This window comes from Streptomyces sp. NPDC050759 (assembly GCF_044456945.1).
Classification (GTDB): Bacteria; Actinomycetota; Actinomycetes; order Streptomycetales; family Streptomycetaceae; genus Streptomyces.
This window is the reverse complement of the sequence record NZ_JBITGI010000018.1, coordinates 149,466-172,733: the sequence shown is the minus strand read 5'-3', so window position 1 is coordinate 172,733 and position 23,268 is coordinate 149,466. Positions and strand designations below refer to the sequence as shown.

Annotated in this window: 16 protein-coding genes; 5 read left to right on the top strand and 11 right to left on the bottom strand. The window is 71.7% G+C overall.

Translation table 11 applies throughout. The features are described 5' to 3' along the window. The first annotated feature begins 30 nt into the window (after positions 1-30). A complete protein-coding gene (locus ACIBJB_RS38815; RefSeq protein WP_398938138.1) occupies positions 31-1,449 on the top strand; it encodes a serine hydrolase domain-containing protein in 1,419 nt (472 codons plus the stop codon). Here the strand turns inward: ACIBJB_RS38815 and ACIBJB_RS38810 are convergent. The 7 genes from ACIBJB_RS38810 to ACIBJB_RS38780 form a co-directional block, all read right to left on the bottom strand. Beyond that, positions 1,441-3,087, bottom strand: coding sequence for a serine/threonine protein kinase (locus ACIBJB_RS38810; protein WP_398938136.1), 1,647 nt, complete (start codon positions 3,085-3,087; stop codon positions 1,441-1,443). The two genes, ACIBJB_RS38815 and ACIBJB_RS38810, sit on opposite strands and share 9 nt — an antisense overlap. 165 nt (positions 3,088-3,252) lie before the next feature. Then, positions 3,253-4,212: a threonine/serine dehydratase gene (locus ACIBJB_RS38805; protein WP_398938134.1), complete on the bottom strand. Its 960-nt coding sequence runs from the start codon at positions 4,210-4,212 to the stop codon at positions 3,253-3,255. Between the two features lie 70 nt (positions 4,213-4,282). After that, entirely contained in the window at positions 4,283-5,257 is a 975-nt protein-coding gene (locus tag ACIBJB_RS38800) for a polyprenyl synthetase family protein (protein ID WP_398938132.1), read from the bottom strand. Next, positions 5,254-6,294 (bottom strand): tetratricopeptide repeat protein, encoded by a 1,041-nt coding sequence (locus ACIBJB_RS38795; RefSeq protein WP_398938130.1) that lies wholly within the window; start codon positions 6,292-6,294, stop codon positions 5,254-5,256. Before ACIBJB_RS38795 ends, ACIBJB_RS38800 begins: the two co-directional genes overlap by 4 nt. Before the next feature lie 171 nt (positions 6,295-6,465). Then, a complete protein-coding gene (locus ACIBJB_RS38790) occupies positions 6,466-7,143 on the bottom strand; it encodes an AIM24 family protein (protein ID WP_398938128.1) in 678 nt (225 codons plus the stop codon). A gap of 56 nt (positions 7,144-7,199) precedes the next feature. Next, positions 7,200-8,606, bottom strand: a complete 1,407-nt coding sequence (locus ACIBJB_RS38785; protein ID WP_398938126.1) for a CAP domain-containing protein — start codon at positions 8,604-8,606, stop codon at positions 7,200-7,202. Positions 8,607-8,672: 66 nt separating this feature from the next. Beyond that, positions 8,673-9,869 (bottom strand): serine hydrolase domain-containing protein, encoded by a 1,197-nt coding sequence (locus tag ACIBJB_RS38780; protein WP_398938124.1) that lies wholly within the window; start codon positions 9,867-9,869, stop codon positions 8,673-8,675. A 176-nt stretch (positions 9,870-10,045) separates the two neighbouring features. On the opposite strand from ACIBJB_RS38780, the gene ACIBJB_RS38775 reads away from it, so the two are divergent. The 4 genes from ACIBJB_RS38775 to ACIBJB_RS38760 are packed head-to-tail and all read left to right on the top strand — an operon-like array spanning position 10,046 to position 16,629. After that, entirely contained in the window at positions 10,046-11,224 is a 1,179-nt protein-coding gene (locus ACIBJB_RS38775; RefSeq protein WP_398938122.1) for an ROK family protein, read from the top strand. Positions 11,225-11,253: 29 nt separating this feature from the next. Continuing rightward, positions 11,254-13,035 (top strand): alpha-galactosidase D, encoded by a 1,782-nt coding sequence (locus ACIBJB_RS38770; protein WP_398938119.1) that lies wholly within the window; start codon positions 11,254-11,256, stop codon positions 13,033-13,035. Positions 13,036-13,084: 49 nt separating this feature from the next. Further along, complete coding sequence (locus ACIBJB_RS38765) at positions 13,085-15,427, top strand: glycosyl hydrolase family 95 catalytic domain-containing protein (protein WP_398938117.1); 2,343 nt, start codon at positions 13,085-13,087, stop codon at positions 15,425-15,427. Further along, positions 15,424-16,629: an SGNH/GDSL hydrolase family protein gene (locus ACIBJB_RS38760; RefSeq protein ID WP_398938115.1), complete on the top strand. Its 1,206-nt coding sequence runs from the start codon at positions 15,424-15,426 to the stop codon at positions 16,627-16,629. The genes ACIBJB_RS38765 and ACIBJB_RS38760 overlap by 4 nt, the downstream gene beginning before the upstream one ends. Before the next feature lie 7 nt (positions 16,630-16,636). On the opposite strand, the gene ACIBJB_RS38755 is transcribed toward ACIBJB_RS38760, so the two are convergent. The 4 genes from ACIBJB_RS38755 to ACIBJB_RS38740 form a co-directional block, all read right to left on the bottom strand. Then, positions 16,637-19,582: a helix-turn-helix transcriptional regulator gene (locus tag ACIBJB_RS38755; RefSeq protein WP_398938113.1), complete on the bottom strand. Its 2,946-nt coding sequence runs from the start codon at positions 19,580-19,582 to the stop codon at positions 16,637-16,639. Between the two features lie 123 nt (positions 19,583-19,705). Beyond that, positions 19,706-20,059, bottom strand: a complete 354-nt coding sequence (locus ACIBJB_RS38750; protein ID WP_398938111.1) for a UBP-type zinc finger domain-containing protein — start codon at positions 20,057-20,059, stop codon at positions 19,706-19,708. Then, the gene (locus tag ACIBJB_RS38745; RefSeq protein WP_398938109.1) at positions 20,056-21,513 is read right to left on the bottom strand and encodes an ATP-binding protein; all 1,458 of its coding nucleotides are present in this window, start codon (positions 21,511-21,513) and stop codon (positions 20,056-20,058) included. Before ACIBJB_RS38745 ends, ACIBJB_RS38750 begins: the two co-directional genes overlap by 4 nt. Beyond that, positions 21,510-23,186: an FAD-dependent oxidoreductase gene (locus ACIBJB_RS38740; RefSeq protein ID WP_398938107.1), complete on the bottom strand. Its 1,677-nt coding sequence runs from the start codon at positions 23,184-23,186 to the stop codon at positions 21,510-21,512. Before ACIBJB_RS38740 ends, ACIBJB_RS38745 begins: the two co-directional genes overlap by 4 nt. Positions 23,187-23,268 lie beyond the last annotated feature (82 nt).

The window sequence follows — 23,268 nt, the reverse complement described above, 5'->3', positions numbered from 1 at the left end:
CAAGGCCGGAGAACAAGAGAGGATGCCCTCATGAGCTCCCTGCCCACGAGCACCCCCGCAGCCCAGGGGGTCGATGCCGCCGGCATACAGGCCTTCCTCGACGCCCTCGAATCCGACCCGGCCATCGAGCCGCACAGCCTGATGCTGCTGCGCCACGGCCAGGTCGTGGCCTCGGGCTGGTGGGCGCCGTACGCCCCGGACCGGCTCCACCTCCTCTACTCCCTCAGCAAGAGCTTCACCGCGACGGCCGCCGGGTTCGCCCTCGCCGAGGGACTGATCCGGCTGGACGACCCGGTGATCTCGTACTTCCCGGAGTTCGAGGCCGATGTCACCGACCCGCGCAGCCGCGCGATGCTCGTACGGCATGTGGCGTCGATGGCCAGCGGGCATCTCGAGGAGACATTCGACCGGGCGCGCGCACAGGACCGTGACGAGCTCGTCCGGGGCTTCCTGCTGGTGCCGCCCGACCGGGAGCCGGGCACCGTCTTCGCCTACAACCAGCCCGCCACCTACACCCTCGCCGCGATCGTGCAACGCGTCACGGGCCAGAAGCTCACCGAGTACCTGCGGCCCCGGCTGTTCGAACCGCTCGGGATCGGCGAGGTGGCCTGGATCCCCGACCGCAGGGGCCGTGAGCTCGGTTTCAGCGGGCTGCACGCCACCACCGACGCCGTCGCCCGGCTCGGCCTGCTGTACCGGCGGGGCGGAGTGTGGGAGGGCGAGCGGCTGCTGCCCGAATCATGGGTGGCCGAGGCGACGCGGGCCCAGATCTCGCACGGGACACCGCCGGTGGCCGGCTGGCCGGACTGGCAGCAGGGTTACGGCTTCCAGTTCTGGATGGCGCGGCACGGCTACCGCGGGGACGGGGCGTACGGGCAGTTCTGCGTGGTGCTGCCCGAACACGACGTGGTGCTGGCGATCACCTCGGAGACCGAGGACCTGCAGAAGGTGCTGGACCTGGTCTGGGAGCATCTGCTCCCCGCGTTCGGGGCCGGCCCGCTGCCCGGCCGTGAGGCGGCGGACACGGCCCTGGCCGACCGTCTGACACGGCTCGCGCTGCCGCCCGCCGAGGGCAAGGCGACCCCCGCGGACCGGGCGGAGGACTGGAACACCACCTTCACTCCCCGCGGCGGTGCCTGCGCCGACCAGCCGTCCCTGAGCGCGGTCGAGGTGGACCCAGGGGGCCGAGTCACGCTGGTCGACGACGGCGACCGGCTGCAACTGGGGCTCGGAGCCGGCTGGACGGTGGCCGACGAGCCCGTGCCCGTCGCGGTGAGCGGCGGCTGGACCGACGCGGAGACCCTCGCCGTCGATGTGGCTTTCCTGGAAACACCGCACCGCCTGCTGGTGACGTGCTCGCTCGGGGACCGGACGTTCACCGCGCGCTGGCGCACCCAGCCCCTGCACGCCGGACCGCTGCGGCGGATGCGTGCGCCGCGCTCAGCCTGAGGGCACGCGGAGGGTGCTCAGGAAGGTGTCCAGCGCTACCCGGTTCGTGTCGTCGTTCCAGTCGGCCGCGGGGGTCGTCCAGCGCAGTGAGTAGCCGCGGCCCCCGCCGATGAGGAAGCCGCGGCCGAAGGTGCGCACCCGGGTGCCGTCGACGTCCTCCACCCACTGCATGTCGGCGGCCTCGCGGCCCTGGTAGGTCGTCGCGCGGATGTCACCGAGACGCTCGTAGCCGGGGTTGTCCCGCAGCCCCGGCTCCACGTCGTCGCGCCACACCGCCACGGCGTCCGTGCCGACGGCCTTGCTGTAGGTGACGGCGAGCGTGCGCGGGTCACCGGAGGCGCCGAAGGTGACGCGGTACGCCAGGTCGCCCTGGCGCTGGGTCTCCAGTGGCTTCCATCCCTTGGGCAGGGCGACGGAGAAGCCCTCGGGGGAGTGGTACTCGCTGTACCCGGACGGCAGCCCCGTGCCCGCGGGGGGAGAGGCCGTTCGGCTCGGCGCGCGTGTGGGCGTGGATGTGGGCGTCGCGGGCGGGTCGACGCTCTCGTCGGTGCGGCTGCCGGATGCGGTGACCGACGGGGAGGGGACCGGAGCCGGCGGGGCGGGCGCGGAGGCGGAGGCCGACGCCGACGGGGCGGGCGCCTCACCCGTCGTCGCACTGTCGCCGCCGGGCAGCGCCTTGGTGACCGTGAGGACGGCGGCGGCCACCGTGACGACGGCCAGGGCGGTCCCCGCGATCAGGAGGCGGCTGCCGCGGCCCGGGGCCACGCCGTGCAGGACGCGCAGCCGGGACCGGGGTTCCTCCTCCGGCGGCATGTCGGTGTCCTCGTCGAGAACCCGGAGGAGGGCGCTCCGCGCGGCCGTGCGGCTCAGCCGCTCCCGGGAGTCCTTGCGCAGCAGCCCCTGCACGGTCTGCGTGAGGGGACCGGCACGCACCGGGGCCCGCAGCGGCAGCCGGTCGACTCCCTTCAGGGTGGCCGCGGGACGGTCGCGGTCACGGAAGGGCGGACGCCCCTCGACCAGCGTGTAGAGGATCGCGCCGAGCGCCCACAGGTCGGCGGACGGGCCGATGCGCTCGTCACGGGCCTGTTCGGGGGAGGCGTACGACGGTGCCGAGAGCCGGGGGGCGAGGGTCGCTCCGGCCAGGCCCCAGCCGGTGACGACGACGGAGCCCTGGTGATGCACGAACACCTGGCCCGGGCTGAGTTCACCGTGCGTGATGCCCTCGCCGTGCGCCGCCTCCAGCACCTCCAGCAGCTCCAGGCCGATGCGCGCCGCCCGCACGTGGTCGAACGTCCCCTGACGGCCGAGGAGTTCGCCCAGCGGAATGCCGTCGACCGGCTCGGTGACGGTCCACAGGGTGTCCTCCTGCGCCACGGCGTCCACGACCGCGGCGATCCGGCCGGGGGAGAGCACCCGCATGGTCTTGGACATCCGGACGACTCCCGCGGCGGTGCGCAGCGAGGTCTCCTCGTCGGTGCCGGCCGGCAGCCCGATCTCGGTGAGCAGACAGGGGCGTTCGGTGGAGACGTCCTCGCCGTACCAGCAGGTGCGGTTGGTCTCACGGTGCAGGACATCCAGGGGCCGGTACCGTCCGGCGACCAACTCGTGTGTGGAGACGTGCGCCTTGACCATGGTCATCCCTCGCTGAACCCCTGGCTCTCACCTTTCACAGAGGTACGGCGGGTGCGGCGGGGTCTGTTCAATCAAATCGTCAACCGATGGAATCCGCTTTCCGGTTGCTCGGTTTCTGACTCACAAGTCAGTAGAACGAAAGCAGTTGAGCACTTCTCTCACCGACTTCTCTCACCGCAGCCCGAACCGCTCGGCCCAGCCCATGACGTCGGCGGTGGTCGCGTTGCCGCCGCACACGACGAGGCCCAACCGGCAGTCGTCACCGACGCGCTCCAGCACCGTCCGGGCGGCGGGCAGAAGACATCCGGCCGCCGGTTCGCCCCACACCTTGGCGTGCTCGGCGAGGTCGAGACAGCCCTGCACGGCCTCCCGGTCCGGGACCACGAGGACCTCGTTGACCAGAGCCGCCACATGGTCGTACGTCAACTGCGAGACGGACGGGGCGCTCAGCGTGGACACGACGGAGGACAGCGCGACCGGCACCGGCCCGCCCGCGGCGAGCGCCCGGGACATGGCCTCGGCGCCCTCGGTCTCCACACCCCAGACCCTGACACCCGGACGACGCGCCCGCAGTGCCGCCGCGACCCCGGCGATCAGACCGCCGCCCCCGACGCTGACGAGGACGTCGGTGAGGTCGCCCGCGTCCTCGGCCAGTTCCAGTCCGACGGTCCCCTGCCCCGCGATCACCAGAGGGTCGTCGAAGGGGTGGACCAGCGTCAGCCCCTCGTCCCGCAGCCGGTTCACCAGCGAGAAGGCACCGTCCATGTCGTCCGTCAGCCGCAGTGACGCCCCGGCCGCCGCCACGATCTCCACCGACCGGGAGGGCGCCGAACGAGGCATCACCACCGTCGCCTTGACGTCGAGCGCCGCCGCCATGTGGGCGAGGGCGATCCCGTGGTTGCCGCCGCTGACCGCCACGACCCCGGCCGCCCGCTCCGCCTGACTCAGCGACAGCAGCTTGGCCGTCGCCCCGCGCGCCTTGAACGAGCCGGTGCGCTGGAGCAGTTCGAGTTTGACGGTGACGGGAGCACCGAGCAGCGCGGACAGGCCGGGGCTGGGCAGGGTCGGCGTGCGGACGACGTGTCCGGCGATCAGCCCGGCCTGCTGCTCGATGTCCGTGATCCCGATCAAGATGGTTCCTTCCCGCGGGGAGAGCTCTCCTCGAACCCTGTCCCGGCGGCCGGCGCCGGTCAACTCGGCATCAGAGATCACGCCGCAGCAGGTAGTCCAGCAAAGGCCGCAGCTCGTACGCCGTCTCCGCCAGGGCCATGCGACGGCGGGCCTCGGCGAGCGCGGCCGACCGGCCGCCGCACTCCTCGACCAGGTCCGCCATCTCCTGCGGGGGCCCGTCCGACTCGAGGAGCCGGGCCAGCCGCGCCGCCCCAGATGTAGGTGAGTCGAGCGCGGCCAGTACCGGGAACGTCTTCTTGCGCTCCCGTAGATCGCCGTGCACGGGCTTGCCCGTGACCAGGGGATCGCCCCAGATCCCCAGGACGTCGTCGACGATCTGGAACGCGACCCCCAGATGCCGCCCGGCACGGTCCAGGGCGGCCACCGTGGCCGGGGGCGCCCCGCCGAGCAGAGCACCGAGCGCCGCCGCGCAGCCCAGCAGCGCCCCGGTCTTGTGCTCGGCCATGGCCCGGTACTCCTCCGGCCGCACCCGCTCGGGTCCCGTCCAGGGGCGGGTGGCGAACAGGAGGTCGTCCGCCTGCCCGCGCACGAGGTCGGACAGCGCGGCGGACAGGAGCCGTACGGCGTCGGAGCCGGCGTCGGCCAGGGTCTCGACGGCCAGCGCGAACAGGGCGTCACCCGCGAGAACGGCCGGGCCGGTGCCGTACGCCTTCCACACCGTGGGGCGGCCGCGCCGGGCCGGGTCGCCGTCCATGATGTCGTCGTGGAGCAGCGAGAAGACGTGCACCAGTTCCACCGCGACCGCCGCGGGCACCCCGGCCCGCCCGGGCGCGCCGGCCGCCTCGGCACCCAGTACGGCGAGTGCCTGGCGCACTCCCTTGCCGCCGGACGCCACGGCGGGGGCGCCGCCGACCTCGCACCAGCCGAAGGAATAGGCGGCCATCTCGCTCACCCAGGGGTGCAGTCGGCCGACGGCCTCCTGGAGCGCCGGCCGGACCAATAGGCGGCAGCGGGTGAGGACTTCGGGAGGGGCGAGCGTCGTCACCGTACCGCCTCGATCCGCACGCCGAACTCCTCCTGGGCCCGCGCCACCATCTCCCGCGCGTGCCGCAGCCCGGTCCGCTCCAGGACACGGGCCAGATCGTCCAGTTCGGCCGCGGTCTCGGCGCGGTCGCGGCCCAGGCGGGCCAGGGACTTGGCGAGCCCCAGCCGGGAAAGGGCCTCCCCGCGCGGTTCGCCCATGGCGCGGAACTCGGCGAGCGCCTGCTCGTACAGGTCACGGGCCTCGGGGTAACGCCCCGCGCGGTAGAGAACGTTGCCGCGCATCTTGTGGTTGTAGGCCAGCGCGCTGGACAGGTTCATCTCGCGGCAGGTCGTCTCCGCCTCGGACAGCAGGGTGAGGGCCCGCCCCATGTCGCCGTCCCGCACGGAGACGAGATCGGCGAGCCCGCGCAGCGCCCAGGCGTGACCGCGCCGGTCGTCGGCGCCCGCGGCGATCCGGGCCGCCTCCTCGAACATGGCGAACGCGGTGTCGTAGGACCCGGTGTTGCGGTGCATCTGCGCGATGCCGGACAGCGCCCACACCGTATGCCGTGCCTCGCCACGCCGTCTGGCCTCGGCCAGCAACTGTTCGTGCAGCCGTCCGACGGCCTCGTAGTCGCCCTGGATACGGCCGGTCTCGGCCAGCCCCGCCAGCGAGTAACCGCGCACCACGACATCGCCGCCACGCTCGCCGAGTTCGGCCGCCAGCCCCAACAGCCGCCGGGCCAGGGCGAATCCGCCGCGCTGACGGGCCAGCGTGCCGCCGCTCCACAGGGCCCAGGCCATGCCCGCGGTGTCCCCGGCCCGGCGGGCGGCCCGGTAACTCGCCTTCCAGGCGCGGTCGGCGTCGGTGACCCGGCCGAGCCTGCGCAGCGCCTCGGCGACGGCGAGTCCGGAGCGGGCCGCCTCCGTGTGCTGTCCGGCTCGCTCGGCCGCTCTCAACTGGTCGGTGCCGGCGGCCAGGACCTCGTCCAGCGAGGAGTTCACGGAGAGGGTGGTGAGCGCGCCCTGATACTCCGGGGCGAAAGCCTTGCCGTACATGCATGCCTTTCCGTCCGTATACACCGCATCTCTACATGCTGTGTATACATGGTGTGCATAGTGCCTCGAAAATGAGCCCCGACCGGAGGGCCGGGGCATCATGCGCTGCCGGTCAAGACGTGGACGGAGCCGGACGGGTTGCCTGTGAGGCGCAGATCACTGTCTGGGGCCTCAGTGCTGCTGTGCCTTCTGCGGGGTCACCTCGCTCGGCCGTACGACGACGTATCCCGAGCCCTGCAGCACCAGCTGCACCGCCTCCCCGGAACCGCCGCGCAGCATCGACCCGATGGACTGCGAACGGTGCAGTGAGGTCGCGAGGCCCGCCGTCCAGCCGACGACCGCGTCCGTGTCGACGTACACCGGGTACTCCGGCGAGACCGGGATCACCAGCGGGTTGCCCTCGCAGACGAGCCCGAGCCTGCCGTGACCCGTGAAGACGCTGTTGAACAGACCGCCACCGGCTATGCCCGCGCCCTTGACGGTCGCGATCCGGTACGCCAACGAGGCGTCGAAACACAGGACGTTGCGACCGTTGACCGTGAACTCGTCACCCGGTTCCACGTCGACGATGAAACAGTTCTGTGCCTCGTGCGCGAACCAGGCCTCGCCCTGCCCGCGCACCGCCATCAACGGCAGTCCCTCGCCGGTGACGGCCCGCTTGAGCATGCCCCCGACGCCCTGGCCCTTGCGCTCGAACTGGAGATTGCCGCGGTAGGCGACCATCGCCCCTTGGCGGGCGAGCATCTCGCCGTGCACCGCGTACCTGATGCACTTGGAGTTCTCGACCGTCATACCCGGCGCTGTGGCCGGCTGCACCATGTGCTCACTGGAAAAGAGGTCACCCTTCATGGGGGCATCCTGGCCCGGAGGGATCCCCTCCGCCAAGATCCCATCCGGTACGGGAATCAGCCGCCGAACAACTGGGTCCAGTAGGTGCCCGCCGGGCCGCCGCCCGCGAAGCCGATCCCGATGTGGGTGAAGCCGGGCTTGAGGATGTTGGCGCGGTGACCCGGGCTGTTCATCCAGCCCTCGACGACCTCGGCGGCCGAACGCTGGCCGCACGCGATGTTCTCCCCGATGGAGCGGCGGGTCGAGCCCGCGGCGGCGGCCCGGTCCCAGGGCTGGGTGCCCTCGGGGGAGGTGTGGGAGTAGAAGGCGCGGACCGCCATGTCGGTGCTGTATGCCTGTGCGGCACGGGCCAGAAGGGGATCGACGCCGAGCGGCGGCAGACCGGCCCGGGCGCGCTCGCGGTTGGTGAGGCCGACAACCTCGTCGGCGGTCCGCGTCAGGTCGGCGGGCGTGAGCGGCCTGGTCCACAGCGCCGTCCAGTACACATCGCCGGAGCGGCCGTTGGTGGCGTGCGCGAGACCGACGTGGCTGAAGGCCGGATCGTGCAGGGTCCGCCGGGGCTGCTCGGTGCGCAGGCAGTACTCGACGAACTCGGACGGGTTGCGGGGGCCGGAGACGAGGTGTTCGCCGACGGTGAGGTACGCGTATCCGGTGGCGGTGAGCCGCTGGAAGACGGAGACGCCGTCCGGGCCCTCCACACCGAGGCGGTCCGCGGAGGCCATCGCGGAGGCGTGGGCGCGGGCGGCGTCGGTGAGACGCGGGTCGAGCGCGACCGAGGGTGAACCGGCCGCGGAACGCGCCGAGTTGACCAGGATGAGGAAGGCGGCCAGATCAGGGGAGGTGGCGGGCGCGGGGGAGTGGGGCCGGGGCGCGGGGCGGGCAGGAGGCGGCGGGTACGCCGGAGGCGTCCGGAGGGCGTGGCCGGCGGCGGGACGTGCCCCCGATGCCGTCAACGGCACCGCAGGCACCGCGGTCGTCGGCGTGTCGTCCAGGACATCCACCCCGAAGTCCCGCGCCAGCCCCGCGAGCCCGTCCGCGTACCCCTGCCCCAGCGCCCGCAGCTTCCAGCCGTCGCCGCGCCGGTAGATCTCCGCGAGCAGCAGGACGGTCTCCTGCCGTGGCCGCGCCGGCGCGAACCGGGCGAGCGGGCGGCCGCCCGCACCGGTGACGTGAAGGACCGGGGCGGGCAGCCGGCCCAGGGGGGTGCCGGGGTCGGCCGGGCTGACGACCACCGTCACTCTGGAGGCGCCCGCGCGCAGTCCCCGGGGATCGATGGTCAGGGTGTCGCCGGAGAGCCGGGCGCCGGGAGCGGAGGGCTGGTTGTAGAACACGAAGTCGGCGTCGCCCCCGACCCTGCCGCCGTCGTCCGTGACCAGCGCGGACACGTCGAAGGGGCCGGGCACCCGCACGGTGACGGCCCCTTCGGGGAGGGGCAGATTGCCCCCGGGAACCAACTCGCTCATGGTGCCGCCCTGGTGTCGTCGCTCGCCGGGAGAACGCACACCAGGGCGCAGCGGTTCCCGCCGGGCTCAGTCCAGCGTGACCGCCGGGGCCATGTCCTCGTGCCGCTCCACCGGAGCCTTGCCGCGCGGAGCCTTCGTCGTCTTGCCGCAGAACACGGAGTCGAGGGTACGCAGCATCGTGTTGAGGACCCTGCCGTTGTTGGAGGTGTTGGCGACCGCGGCGAGTGCGCGCTTGCCGTCCTTCGAGGCGAACGCGTACGTGTAGAAGCCCTGCACGGCACCCGTGTGGCCGTACACCGAGACCCCGCACGACAGATCGCGACGGCGCAACCCGAGGCCGTACGCCTGGCCGCTCGCCGCCGGCGCCCATCGCTCCATCTGCGCCAGTTGCGCGGCCGAGGTCAGCCGGCCGGCGAGCAGGGCGGACAGGAAGGTGTTCAGGTCCCGGGTGCTGGAGATGAGCGCGCCCGCGGTCTGCGCCCACGACGCGGTCTGCTCGGTCGCGTCGACGAGTGGGGCGCCGGCCTGGTCCGGGGTGAGATAGCCGCGGGCGTGACGGCCGGGGATCTTCATGCCGGGGTGCACATAGAACGTGTCGCGCAGCTGCAGCGGTTCGATGATCCGCTTCTCGTACTCGGTCCGCACCGGGTTCCCGGTCAGCTTCTCGATCAGCATCCCGGCGACGACGAAGTTGGTGTTCGAGTACGAGTACACCGCGCCCGCCGCGTTCGTGCGCGGTTTGCGCAGCGAGCGCTTCACCAGCTCCTCGGGGGTGAACACCTTCTTGCGGACCGCCTCGAACCCCTGGACCGTCTTGGCGAACATGTCGTTCGTGTAGTCGTACAGGCCGCTGCGGTGGCTCAGGACGTGCCGCACCGTGATCCGGTCGTCCGGCAGCAGCCCGGGCAGATAGCGGTTGACCGGCGCGTCGAGTTCCAGCTTCTTCTCGTCGACCAGTTGGAGCAGGACGACGGCGGTGAAGGTCTTCGTGACGCTGCCGATACGGAACCGGTCGGTGTCGCTCATCGTCTGCGCGCTCTTGCGGTCCGCGACGCCGACCGCGGCCCGGTACACCGTGTTCCCGTCGTCGATCCGGGCCATGGACCCGGGCGCGCCCTGTGCCGTCGCGGAATGCAATACGCCGAGCAGACCTGTGAGATCCACCGCGGGTGCGGCGGGCGACTCGGCGTGGGCGGGGACCGCGAGCAGGGGCAGCAGGACCGCTCCGGCCACCGCCCCGACCATCACTCGTACTGATGCCATCCGGCTGATCTCCTGTCGTTCCGTCAGTTTCCACACGAACGCGGAGATTATCGCCACAAAAGGCGCAAAAAGTGATGATTGACCGCTCCGGTCGGCACAGAAGTCTCTTCAGGAATGCACAGTCGATCCTGCTTCTTTTATTGACGAAGGAAAAGAAGCCATCTAAGTTCCCGGCCATGCGCTCCACCCCTCGCGCCGAGACGTTCCCCGCCAACACACCCGCCGCCTCGCAGGTGTTCACCACCGTGCTGTCCCAGGGCCCCCTGCCCCGCCTGGAGGTGGCCCGGCGGGTGGGCCTGTCGCCGGCCGCCGTCACCAAGGCGGTCCGGCCGCTCATCGAGGCCGGATACCTGGTGGAGGGCGCGGACCAGGAGGCCCGCCCGGCGCTCGGGCGGCCCGCGAACCTCGTACGGGTCGACGGGGGGCGGGCCCTGTTCATCGGCGTCAAGGTCACCGGCGACGAGATCATCGGGGTCCTCACCGACCTGTGCTGCCGTATCCGCGTCGCCCGGCACCTGCCGCTGCCCGACCGCGAGCCCAGGACGGTGCTCGCGAGCATCGCGGAACTCGTCCAACTGCTCCTCGCCGAGGCGGACGGCTCCATGACTCCGGTCCTGGGTCTCGGCATCGCGGTCTCCGGCGACGTCGACCGGGGCGAGGGCACCGTCCGCTACTCGCCCTTCCTGGAGTGGCGCGACGTCCCGCTCGCCGAACTCGCCGCCACGACCACGGGGTTGCCGGTCACCGTCGACAACGACGTACGCGCCCTGACGGTCGCCGAGCAGTGGTTCGGCGCCGGAGTGGGTCTGTCCGACTTCGCCGTGGTCACCGTGGGCGCCGGCATCGGCTGCGGCCTGGTGGTGCACGGCCGGGTGGTCGCCGGTGCGCACGGAGTGGCCGGGGAGATCGGCCATGTGACCGTCGACCCGGCCGGCCCGCTCTGCCACTGCGGCAACCGCGGCTGCGTCGAGGCGATCGCCGGAGAAGCGGCGATCGTGCGGCAGGTCCGCGAGGCCACCGGGGCCGAACTCCCCGACGCCGCCGCGGCCTTGCACCTGGCCCGCGAAGGTGTCGCCGGAGCCCGGGACGTGTACGCGCGCGCGGGTGAGGCGATCGGCCGGGGCATCGCCACCGTCGCCAACCTCCTCGGCCCCGAGCGCGTGATCATCTCCGGCGAGGGACTCGCCGCCTACGACCTGTTCGCCGAGCAGATCCGCGACGCCTTCGTCGCGGCCGCCTTCGGCTCCGCCGCCCAGTGCGACGTCCGCACCCACCCGCTGCCCTTCGACGAGTGGGCCCGCGGAGCCGCCGCCACCGCCATCCAGTCCTTCATCACCCCGGACCCGAGCCGATAACCACCCGCACCCCATTGGAGGTACGACCCATGCGGTCATCCTCGTACTTCGCCCTGCCCGCCAGAGCCCTGCTGGTGCTCGCTCTCACTGCGGTCGCCGTCCCCACGGCCCACGCCGCCGACGACACCCCCGCGTCTTCCCTCGCCGCCAAGCCCTACATGGGCTGGTCCAGTTGGAGCATGCAGTCGTCCAAGTACCCCGGCCTCAACCCGGACGGCGACTACAGCTACCTCACCGAGGCCAACGTCCTGAAGCAGACCGACGCCATGGCCGCCAAACTGAAGAAGTACGGCTACGAGTACGTCAACATCGACGCCGGCTGGTGGATGGACAAGGCCTGGAAGTCCGGGTTCGACCAGTACGGCCGCCAGAAACCCGACCCGGTCCGCTTCCCCCACGGCATGAAGGCCGTCGCCGACCGCATCCACGCCAAGGGCCTCAAGGCCGGCATCTATCTCCCGGCCGGCCTGGAGAAGGGAGCGTACGGCGACGGGAAGACACCGATCTGGAACACCGACGGCTGCACCACCGCCGACATCGTGTACGACGACCTGCGCACCACCAACGGCTGGGACAGCGCGTACAAGCTCGACTTCGCCAAGCCGTGCACCGGCAAGTACATCGACTCCCAGGCCCAGTTGATCGCCGGCTGGGGCTACGACTTCCTCAAGCTCGACGGGGTCGGCCCGGGCTCCGGGAAGAGCGGCGACCAGTACGACAACGTTGCCGACGTGGCCGCCTGGAACAGGGCGATAGCCGCCACCGGACGCCCCATCCACCTCGAAGTCTCCTGGTCCCTCGACATCGGACACGCCGCCGACTGGAAGAAGTACTCGCAGGGCTGGCGCATCGACACCGACGTCGAGTGCTACTGCAACACCCTCGTCAGCTGGGAGAACTCGGTCGACGACCGCTGGGACGACACCCCCGCCTGGACCCGGCACGCCGGACCCGGCGGCTGGAACGACCTCGACTCCCTCGACGTCGGCAACGGACAGATGGACGGCCTCACCAAAGCCGAACGGCAGAGCTACGCCACCCTGTGGGCCATCGCCAAGTCCCCCCTCTACACCGGCGACGACCTCACCCGCCTGGACTCCTACGGCCTGTCCCTGCTGACCAACCGCGAGGTCATCGGCCTCAACCAGGGCCCCAACCCGCCCGCACACCCGGTCACCCCGTCCGACCCGCAGCAGGTCTGGGCCGCGAAGAACACCGACGGCACCTACACCGTCGCCCTGTTCAACCTCGCCGACGCCCCCGCCGCCGTCACCGCCGACTGGACCACCCTCGGCTTCACCGGCAACGCGTCCGTCCGCGACCTGTGGAACCACGAGAACCTCGGCACCTACCGGAACACGGTGACCCAGGCCCTGCCCGCCCACGGCTCACGCCTGTTCACGGTCACCCCGCACGGCACCGGACTCGCCTTCACGGGATACGAGGCCGAGTCGTCCGCGAACACCCTCGGCGGCAACGCCTCCGTCGCCGACTGCTCCGCCTGCTCCGACGGAAAGAAGGTCGGCAACTTGTACCTCGGCGGGACCCTGACCTTCCGCGACGTCGTCGTCGCCAAGGCTGGCACCTACCAGATCAAGGTCTCCTACATCAGCGGTGACGCCCGCTCGGTGGACGTCTCGGCGAACGGCGGCGGCGCCACCCGCCACAAGCTCCCCGCCACCGGCGACTGGGGCACCGTGTCGAGCGTGTACGTGCCCGTGACGCTCAAGGCCGGCGCCAACACGATCACCTTCGACAGCGGCACCGGCTACGCACCGGACATCGACCGGATCGACGTACCGAAGTCCTGATCAAGCGGATCGACGTACCGAAGTCCTGACCGAGCCTCCAGGAGCCGCCATGACCCCCGCCCCGTCCAGACGCGGTGTCCTCGCGCTGACCGCCGCGTTCGCCGCCCTGCCCACGTTCACGGCGACCGCGGCGCCGCAGCGACCCGCCGACACACCCGCCCTCGACACCGACCCACGCCACCGGCTCTGGTGGCAGGCCTCCGCCGACGAACACTCGATGATCGAACAGGGCCTGCCCGTCGGCAACGGCCGCCTCGGCGCCCTCGCGAGCAACGACCCCGGCCGCGAAGTCCTTCTCGTCACCGACGCCACGATGTGGACCGGCGGCCTCAACGACACCCTCGACGCCGACGGCCAGTTCCCCTACGGCCGGCAGGACTTCGGCTCCTTCACCCTGCTGGCCCGGCTCACCGTCGACATCCCCGACCACGACCTGTCCGCCGTCTCCGGCTACCGCCGCACCCTCGACCTCGCCCAGGGCGTGAACGAAACGTCGTACGTCCGCTCCGGCGTGACCTACCGGCGCCAGATCTTCGCCAGTCACCCCGACGACGTCATCGTGCTGCACTTCAGCCAGAGCGGCGGAGGCCGCTACACCGGCACGGTCACGCTGGAGGGCACCCATGGCGAGGAGCCCTCGGTCTCCTTCGGGGCCGCCCTCCCGAACGGCCTGCGATACGGGGCCGCGATCGCGGCGTACGGCACCGGCGGCAGCGTCACCGTCGAGGGCCCGCACATCGGCTTCACCGGGTGCAGGGAGCTCACCGTCGTCCTCAGCGGGGGCACCAACTACACACCCGACGCCGCCGCTCACTTCCGCGACCCGTCCCTCGACCCGCAACGGCTCGCACGCACCAAGGTCCGGGCCGCCGCCCGCCACTCGGCGAGCACTCTGCTGCGCACCCACATCGCCGACCATCACGCCCTGTTCGGGCAGTTGGACGTCTCGCTGGGCGCCTCTTCCGCCCAGCAGCGCTCCCTCGACACCTGGGAGCGCCTGCGCGCCCGCGCCCGGGACGGGGTGCCCGACCCCGAACTGGAGGCGCAGTACCTGCAGTTCGGCCGCTACCTGATGATCGCGGCCTCACGCGGCAGCCTCCCGCTGGGCCTCCAGGGACTGTGGCTCGACGGCAACGACCCCGACTGGATGGGCGACTACCACACCGACATCAACATCCAGATGAACTACTGGGCGGCCGACCGGGCCGGTCTCCCCCAGTGCTTCGACGCGTTCACGGACTACTGCCTCGCCCAGCTCCCGTCCTGGACCGACCTCACGCGCAGGCTGTTCAACGACCCCCGCAACCGCTACCGCAACTCCACGGGGAAGAACGCCGGCTGGACGGTGGCCATCTCCACCAACCCCTTCGGCGGGGGCGGCTGGTGGTGGCATCCGGCGGGCAACGCCTGGCTGTGCAACTCCCTCTGGGAGCACTACGAGTTCACCGCCTCCCGCGCCCATCTGGAGAAGATCTATCCCCTCCTGAGAGGCGCCTGCGAGTTCTGGGAGGCGCGGCTGCTGACCACGACCCTCCCGGGCACCTCACGGGAGGTCCTGATCGCCGACAGCGACTGGTCGCCCGAGCACGGCCCGCTCGACGCCAAGGGCATCACCTACGCCCAGGAACTCGTGTGGGCGCTGTTCGGCAACTACTGCACGGCCGCAGCCGAGTTGAGGAAGGACACGGAGTTCGCCGCCACGATCGCCGGCCTCCGCAAGCGCCTTTACCTCCCTCAGGTCAGCCCCACCACGGGCTGGCTGGAGGAGTGGATGTCCCCCGACAACCTCGGCGAGACCACCCACCGTCACCTGTCGCCGCTAGTCGGTCTCTTCCCCGGCGACCGCATCCGCCCGGACGGCTCCACCCCGGCCGACATCGTCGAGGGTGCCACCGCCCTGCTCACCGCACGCGGCATGGAGAGCTTCGGCTGGGCCAACGCCTGGCGCGGTCTGTGCTGGGCCCGCCTCAAGAACGCCGACAACGCCTACCAGCTGGTGGTCAACAACCTCCGGCCCTCCAGCGGAGGCAGCAACGGCACCGCCTTCAACCTCTTCGACATCTACCAGGTGGAACAGGGCCGCGGAATCTTTCAGATCGACGCGAATCTGGGTACCCCTGCAGCGATGATCGAGATGCTGCTCTACTCCCGCCCCGGCCACCTGGAACTCCTGCCCGCCCTGCCCGACGCCTGGGCCGCCTCCGGCTCCCTCACGGGAGCGAAGGCACGCGGCGGCTTCGTCGTGGATCTACGCTGGCGGGATGGGAAACCGACCGAAACACGGATCCGCAGCACCGGCGGCCGCACCACGACGGTCGCGTACGCGCGAAGCGCCCGCACGGTGACGCTGCAGCCGGGCGCCACGGTCACCCTGAAGGGCTTCGACCGATGAGGCGCCGGACGGCCCGAGGGGCCCGGCTCCTCGCGGTCACGGTCGCGGCCGCCGCACTCCAGGCGACGCCCGCACCGGCCGCCGTCGGCCCGCCCGATGGGGTGATCACCTGGGGCACGAGCGCCTACGCCATCGGTGACTCGGCCGCCGACCGCGGCTACCGCATGGTCGTGCACGCCAGCGTCGGCGGACGCGACCCGCGGATCCGGCTCTCCAACGCGTTCGGCCACCAGCCGGTCACCTTCGACAGCGTCTACGCCGGTCTCCAGCTGAAGGACGCCGAGCTGGTGCGCGGCACCAACCGGAGGGCCACCTTCGAGGGTTCGTCCTCCGTCACTGTGGAACCCGGCAGCACGGTGTACAGCGACCCGCTGCCCGGCACACTGGCCGCCGGATCGAACCTGGTCGTCAGCCTCCACACCCCGGACGCGGAGGGTCCGGTCACCGGCCACTGGATGGCCCTGCAGACGTCGTACGCCACCCAGGGCGACCACACCGCCGAGGAGAGCGGCGTCCACTGGACCGAAGGCATCGGATCGTGGTTCTACCTCGACGCGGTCTCGGTCCGCACGCCCGCGGCCACCGGTGCCGTGGTCGCACTCGGCGACTCCATCACCGACGGCTGGCAGTCCACCAGCGACCACAACCGCCGCTGGCCCGACTACCTCGCCCGCCGCCTCCAGAAAGCCCACACCACGGTCAAGGGCGTGGCCAACGAGGGGATCTCCGGCAACAAGGTGCTGGCCGACGGCGCGGGGCCCAGCGCCCTGAACCGGCTGGACCGGGACGTCCTCTCCCAGCCGGGGGTGCACACCGTGTTCCTCTTCGAAGGCGTCAACGACCTCAAGGCGCACACCGGAGTCACCGCACCGGATCTGATCGCCGGCTACCGCGAGATCGTCGACCGGTCCCACGACGCCGGAAAGTGCGTGGTCGTCTCCACCATCGCCCCCTTCAAGGGCTGGCCGGAATGGGACCCGGCCGCCGAGGCCGTACGGCAGGAGGTCAACGACTTCATCAGGAGCCACCGCGACGAGTTCGACGCGGTCACCGACTTCGACCGCGTCCTGCGCAGCCCCTACGACCCCGAGCGGATGCTGCCCGTCTTCGACGGCGGGGACCACATCCACCCCAACGACAAGGGAATGCAGGCGATGGCGGACTCCGTCGACCTGAACAGCCTGGACTGCGCACGCCACTGAGGCAGCGTCAGCCGCGGGCCGTCGTCTCCGGGGCGATCAACCCCTTGCGGTAGGCGACGGCCACGGCCTCGGTGCGGCTCGCCGCGCCCAGTTTGGCGAGGATGTTGGAGACGTGCACACTCGCCGTCTTGCCGGTGATGAACAGCTCCTCGCCGATCTGGCGGTTGCTGCGCCCGCGGGCGAGCAGCCGCAGTACGTCCTGCTCGCGGGCCGTGAGCAGCGACGCGGTGGGAGGGGTGTCGGCCAGCCGACCGCGCCGGATCAGCTCGTCGACCTGCTCGAGCAGCACCGTGGCGCCGAGCCGGGTGAACACCTCACGAGCGGCACGCGCCTCGGCCACCGCCTCCTCGCGCCGGTCGGCGGCGAGCAGGGCCTCGGCGTACCGCAGGCGGCAGCGCGCCGGTTCGTACACGTCACCGAAGTCGAACGCGGCGACCGCCCTCGCCCAGGCCTCCGGATCCGGCCCCGACCGGGCCCGTGTCCACTCCGCCTCGGCCCGGGCCAGCCAGGCCTGCCCCTCCGGGCCCTGCGGTCTCCCGTCCTCGCCGTGCACGGTGGCCGTCCTCGCCAGCTCGACCAGCTCGGTCGCGGTCTCCGCCCAGCGAAGCGCCCCGGCCTGGTCGCCCTTGCGGCGCAGATCGTCGGCCCGGTCGGCGACCGCGGACAGGGCGAGGGTGGCCAGCCGGACGGTGACGTGAGGAAGCGCGCCCGTGTCGTCCGTCAGCGCCGCGACGGTGGACCGCATCCGCTGTACGGCGTCCTCCGCATCGCCCCGCAGCGCCGCCGCGTCGGTCAGGGCGATGCCCGCGACGAGCGTGGCCATCCAGTCGAAGGGCCCCTCCAGCAGCGCTCGCGCCCGGTCGGTGGCCCTGAGGTCGCCGCGCGCGAGCCCGACGTACAGTGCGGGCGCCATCGTGTACCCGCCGGCCGCGGGCAGCACGTCGGCATCGGCGTGGGCCGCCCGGACACAGTCGTCCCAGCGGCCCAGCGTGTACAGCACCAGCAGCTTCAGGTAGCGCATCTCCATCGGATACGGCGACGACAGCAGCCCGGCGCGACGGGCACGGTCCAGCCCTTCGGCAAGCCAGGGCAGACACTCGTCGAGGTGCCCGGACTCGAAGCACCCAACGGCGAGATTGAACAACGCGCGCATCTCCACGGGGGTACTGCCCGCCCGCCGGGCCAGCTCCCGGGCCCGCCGCAACCGCTCCCGCCCCGCCTCCGTGCGACGGCCGCCGCCTTCGAGGACGGCCAGGGAGATCAGCAGATCCGCCTGGGCGTCCGGCACGCCCAACTGCTCGGCGGTGCCGAGCGCCTGCCGGGCGACCCGCAGCGCGACCTCGTTCTCCCCGACCTGCCGGGCCGCCAACACATGGGTGGCCGCTGCCCACACCCAGGTACGGGACGGAGGATCGGCGGGGATCATGGCGAGCGCCTCGCTGCTGTAGGCGAAGGCCGCGGTGAGGTTGTCGACGCTCATCAGGTTCCCGGCGAGGGTGTAGCGCACCCGGGCGGCGAGTTCGGAGTCCGCCTCCTGACCGACACCGGCGAGCGCGGCGCGCGTGAGCGAGACCGCACGGTGCAGTTCGCCGGCGTGCGCGGCCGCCGCCGAGGCCCGCAGCATGAGCCGTACCCGGTCGACTCCCTCACCCGAAGGCCGCGCGGTCGGCTCCACCGCCGACCACAGGTCGAGCGCCGCCTCCAGATGCCGTAGCTCCTCGGCGGGCGCCCCCACCCGCTCGGCGTGGTCCGCGGCCTCCAGCGAGGCGGCGAGTGCCTCGGCCAGGTCGTGGCTCTCGCGGTAGTGGTGGGCCCGCTCCGCCGCGCTCTCGGCCCGGTTCCCCCGCCCGTCGAGCAGCCGGGCGAACGCCCCGTGCAGCCGCGCCCGTTCGCCCGGCAGCAGATCGGCGTACACGGCCTCACGGGCGAGGGCGTGCCGGAACGCGTACGTGTCCTGCTCGCCGGGCACCAGCAGCTGCCGCCCGATGGCCTCGCGCAGGGCCGCTTCCAGATCCTCCTCGGGCAGTCGTACGGCATCCCGCAGCACGTCGTGCTCGACGCGCCGCCCGGCGACGGCGGCGGTGCGCAGCACCTGCTGAGCGGTGTCGGACAGCTGCTCGAAGCGGATCAGCAGCACATCGGCGAGCCCACTGGGGACCCCGCCCTCCCCGCTGCCCGTGGCGGCGAGCAGCTCCTCGGCGTAGAAGGCGTTGCCCTCGGCCCGCTCGACGATCCGCCGCACGGTGGTGTCCGGCAGCGGCCCCTCGCGCAGGGCCCGCACCAGCCGGGCCACCTCGCCGTCGGCCATCGGCCGCAGCTCCAGCCGCTCGACGGCGGGCAGCCGCACCAGCTCGGCGAGCAGCGGCCGCAGAGGATGACGACGGTGCAGGTCGTCCGCCCGGTACGACGCGAGAACAGCCAGCCGGTGCGTGGGCGCCCCACCCGCCGACCGCTGGAGGATGCCCCGGCTGAGCAGGAACCGCAGCAGATCGCGGGACGACTGATCGGCCCAGTGCAGATCCTCCAGGACGAGCAGCAGGGGAGCGACGTCCGAGAGATCGGCGAGCAGCCCGGCGATCCCCTCGAACAACCGAAGCCGCCCACCGGAGTCGCCGACAGCGCCGCCGCCCAGCAATCGTTCCACCGCCGGATACGCGGCGAGGGCATCGGCGAACCGTTCGTCCTGGGCGAGCGCTCCCAGGACCTCGGTGAACGGCAGATACGGCAGGCCGACATCACCGAGATCGACACAGTGCCCGGTCAGCACGGTCATCCCGGCCGCGGCGGCCCGCCCCGTGACCTCGTCCAGCAACCGCGTCTTGCCGACCCCGGCGTCCCCGGCAACGAGGACCGCCCGGGCTTCGCCGCCGCGGGCACGCTCCAGCACACCGGACAGCCGGCCAAGCTCGTCTTCTCGCCCGATGAGAGGCGTACTGATGGAGATCTGCGACACGACTACATCCTGGCACTTGGAACTGACAGCGGTGCGACCTCCCCAGGGGCGCGGGGAACTGCGCGATCAACCACACACGACCCGCACCCGCCGTCGGACAGGACGCCCCGAGCTCCTAGGCGCTCACCGCCGCAACACGCGTGCCCAATCCGCCGGCACCCGCCCTTCAGGGCCCGGCGCCGGCTGCCCCTCCGGATGACTCACCGGCCCCGCCAATTCCGGCCCCGCCTCGAACATCTCATTCGTCTCGAAGTTCCAGAACCACTCCTCACCCGGCTCGAAACTCTGCACCAGAGGATGCCCCGAGTCCCGGAAATGCCCGGTCGCGTGCTGCCCGGGAGAGGAGTCACAGCACCCCACGTGCCCGCACTGCGCACACCGCCGCAGATGGAACCACCATCCATCCGCCGCGTCGCACTCCACACACCCGTCCCCGCTGGGCGGCACGCTCGGGTCGAGCCCCTTGATGTCGGTCATTCCGACTCCTCGGTCGTGTCGTTGTCCACAGCGGTCAGCGGAAGCAGCACCTGGAAGCGGGTGTCGCCCGGTGTCGACTCCACCTGCAGCGTCCCGTGGTGCTTGTTGACCACGATCCGCCAGGAGATGTCGAGCCCGAGCCCCGTTCCCTCGCCCACGGGCTTGGTGGTGAAGAAGGGATCGAAGATCCGCCCGCGGATGTCCGGCGGCACCCCGGGCCCGGTGTCCCGGAACTCCACCAGCAGCCGGTCGTGTTCGAGTGCGGTCCGGACGGTCAACGTCCCGTCCCCGCCGACGCTGTTGATGGCCTGCACCGCGTTGTCGATCAGGTTCGTCCACACCTGGTTGAGCTCGGCGGGGTAGGCAGGGATCCTCGGCAGCGAGCGGTCGTACTCCTTGACCACCTTGATCTGCTGCCCGATCTTCCCGGACAGCATCAGCAGCGTGCTGTCGAGGAGTTCGTGCACGTCGGCCACCTGGTAGGGCGCCCGGTCCAGCTGGGAGTACTGCTTGGCCGCGTCGACGAGATGGGAGATCCGGTTCGTGGAGTCGTTGATCTCGTCCATCAACAGCTCGGTCTCGACGGTGTAGTTGAGCCAGCCGATCGCGTTCGGCAGGATCTCCTCGCCCACGGTCGCCGCGACCTGGTCGAGCCAGTCCACGTCGAGGCCGCCCTGCACGAAGGTGGGCGCGATCCGCCAGCCTTCCTGGATGCCGTGGTCGTCGAGCCAGTCGCTGAGCGCGTCCTCCCGGTCGGAGGCCTCCAGCGGGCTCAACACGGGCGCCTTGGCCACCCGTTCGGCCGTGCGCTCCTGGATGTCGATGAGGTTCGCCATCACCTCGGGGCTGTAGGAGCCCTGCGCGATGACGGCGAGCTTGTGCCGCATCTTGCCGACCCGCTCGCGCAGCGTCGACGTGGCCCGTACGGCCGCCGCGGCCGGGTTGTTGAGCTCGTGCGTGAGACCGGCGGACAATGAGCCGAGCGCCAGCAGCCGTTCCCGCTGTCCGATGGCCCGCTGGGTGTTCTTCGAACCGAAGAAGAGCCCCTCCAGGAGATGGACCGCCATCGGGAACCATTCCTGCATGAACGCCGAGAACGTCTCCGCGGGCAGCACGAAGAACCGCGAGGGCTCCGTGACCCGCATGGAGCCGTTGTAGGTCTGCTGCACCCGGTCACCGAGGTACGCCTGCATGGATCCCGCGTACACCCCCGGCTGCGAGGTGCGGTTGATCTCCACGTCGTCGCCGCCGACCCGGCGGGAGAGCACGACCGTGCCCTCGATCATCACGTAGAAGCAGGTGGCGGGTTCTCCCTCGGTGTACACCGGACCCGGCTCGAACTTCTCGACCCGCCCCGCGGCGCACAATTGCCCCAATTGCTCGGGGGAGAGCTTCTCGAACAGGAACAGCGATCCGATCTCCCCGGGGGCGCACGGCATCAACTGCCCGCTCATGACTGCTCCAGGTAGCGGTGGACGAGCATCACGGCCATGGCTCCCTCTCCGACGGCGGACGCGACCCGCTTCGCGGACTCGGCGCGCGCGTCGCCTGCGACGAACACGCCCGGAATGTTGGTCTCCAGGTGGTACGGCGGCCGGTCCAGCTCCCAGTCCGCCGGCGGCCGCCCGTCGGGGGTGAGGTCGGGCCCGGCCAGGATGAAGCCGTGCTCGTCCCGCAGCACCGTGCCGTCCAGCCAGCCGGTCAGCGGGGCCGCGCCGATGAACACGAACATCCACTGCGCGTCGACGAGTTCGGTCTCCCCGGTCTCGGTGTCGCGCAGGGTCAGCTGCTCCAGGTGGTCGGAGCCGTGCGCGGCCTCGACGACGGTACGCGCGCGGACCGAGATGTTGGGAGCCTCCTCGATCTGCTGGATCAGGTAGTGCGACATCGAGGCGGAGAGATCGGGGCCGCGCACCAGCAGGGTCACCGACTTGGCGCCACGGGACAGGTACATCGCCGCCTGCCCCGCGGAGTTGGCGCCGCCGACGATGTAGATGTCCTGCCCCTGGCAGGAGGCCGCCTCGGTGAGTGCCGAGCCGTAGAACACCCCGCAGCCGGTCAGGTCCGCACAGCCCGGCGCCTCCAGCTGCCGGTACGACACGCCGGTCGCCAGGATCACGCTGTGCGCGGCCACCGCCGACCCGTCCGAGAACCGCACGGTGCGGGCCGCGCCGTTGACCTCCAGGCCCGCCACCTCACGGGCGGTGAGGATCTCCGCGCCGAACTTCGTCGCCTGCCGACGGGCCCGGTCGGTGAGCTGGCCACCCGACACACCGTCGGGGAAGCCCAGGTAGTTCTCGATCCGTGAGCTCTGCCCGGCCTGCCCGCCGGTCGCCGACCGTTCCACAAGCACGGTCCGCAGCCCTTCCGAGGCCCCGTACACCGCCGCTCCGAGACCGGCCGGGCCGCCGCCGATGACGACGAGGTCGTAGAAGTCGGCGGTCGGGGTCGTGGCGAGACCCACGTGGGCGGCCAGGTCGGGCGCCTCCGGCTTGACCAGCGGAGTGCCGTCCGGGGTGATCACCACCGGCAGCCGCTGCCCGTCCTGCCCCGCGGCCGCCAGCAGCCGCTGCCCCTCCGGCTCCTCCGTGGAGTACCAGCGGTACGGCACCTGGTTGCGGGCCAAAAACTCCCGCACGTCCGAGGAGCGCGCCGACCAGCGGTGTCCGATCACCTTGGTGGCGGGCACCGGCCGGTAGTCGCTGCAGCGCCACGCCTCCAGGAGGTCGTCAAGGACCGGATAGAGCTTCTCCTCGGGCGGGTCCCACGGCTTGAGGAGGTAGTGGTCGAGATCGACGACGTTGATCGCGTCGATCGCCGCGCTGGTGTCCGCGTACGCCGTCAACAGCACGCGGCGGGCTCCCGGATACACGTCCAGGGCCTGTTCGAGGAACTCGATGCCGTTCATCTGCGGCATGCGGTAGTCGGCCAGGATCACCGCCACGAGGTCGCCGCGCAGCTTCAGCTCCCGCAGCGCCTCCAGCGCGGACTCCCCGGACTCCGCGCGCACGATCCGGTACGACTCGCCGTAGCGCCGCCGCAGATCGCGGGCGACGGCGCGGGAGACCCCCGGGTCGTCGTCCACGGTCAGGATGACGGTCCGCGCCGATTCGGCGGCCTGTGCCATACGTCTCCCACCCCGAGCGGTCGGTCAGGGCCCAGCGCCCCCCGTGGTCACCGGCCCGGTCCCGCCCATCGTATGTTCGATC

Coding starts and splice junctions, on each gene's coding strand:
- ACIBJB_RS38775 (WP_398938122.1), top strand. CDS start 10,046: ATGCGCTCCACCCCTCGCGCCGAGACGTTCCCCGCCAACACACCCGCC.
- ACIBJB_RS38810 (WP_398938136.1), bottom strand. CDS start 3,087: ATGACCATGGTCAAGGCGCACGTCTCCACACACGAGTTGGTCGCCGGA.
- ACIBJB_RS38815 (WP_398938138.1), top strand. CDS start 31: ATGAGCTCCCTGCCCACGAGCACCCCCGCAGCCCAGGGGGTCGATGCC.
- ACIBJB_RS38760 (WP_398938115.1), top strand. CDS start 15,424: ATGAGGCGCCGGACGGCCCGAGGGGCCCGGCTCCTCGCGGTCACGGTC.
- ACIBJB_RS38750 (WP_398938111.1), bottom strand. CDS start 20,059: ATGACCGACATCAAGGGGCTCGACCCGAGCGTGCCGCCCAGCGGGGAC.
- ACIBJB_RS38795 (WP_398938130.1), bottom strand. CDS start 6,294: ATGTACGGCAAGGCTTTCGCCCCGGAGTATCAGGGCGCGCTCACCACC.
- ACIBJB_RS38740 (WP_398938107.1), bottom strand. CDS start 23,186: ATGGCACAGGCCGCCGAATCGGCGCGGACCGTCATCCTGACCGTGGAC.
- ACIBJB_RS38745 (WP_398938109.1), bottom strand. CDS start 21,513: ATGAGCGGGCAGTTGATGCCGTGCGCCCCCGGGGAGATCGGATCGCTG.
- ACIBJB_RS38790 (WP_398938128.1), bottom strand. CDS start 7,143: ATGAAGGGTGACCTCTTTTCCAGTGAGCACATGGTGCAGCCGGCCACA.
- ACIBJB_RS38765 (WP_398938117.1), top strand. CDS start 13,085: ATGACCCCCGCCCCGTCCAGACGCGGTGTCCTCGCGCTGACCGCCGCG.
- ACIBJB_RS38780 (WP_398938124.1), bottom strand. CDS start 9,869: ATGGCATCAGTACGAGTGATGGTCGGGGCGGTGGCCGGAGCGGTCCTG.
- ACIBJB_RS38785 (WP_398938126.1), bottom strand. CDS start 8,606: ATGAGCGAGTTGGTTCCCGGGGGCAATCTGCCCCTCCCCGAAGGGGCC.
- ACIBJB_RS38770 (WP_398938119.1), top strand. CDS start 11,254: ATGCGGTCATCCTCGTACTTCGCCCTGCCCGCCAGAGCCCTGCTGGTG.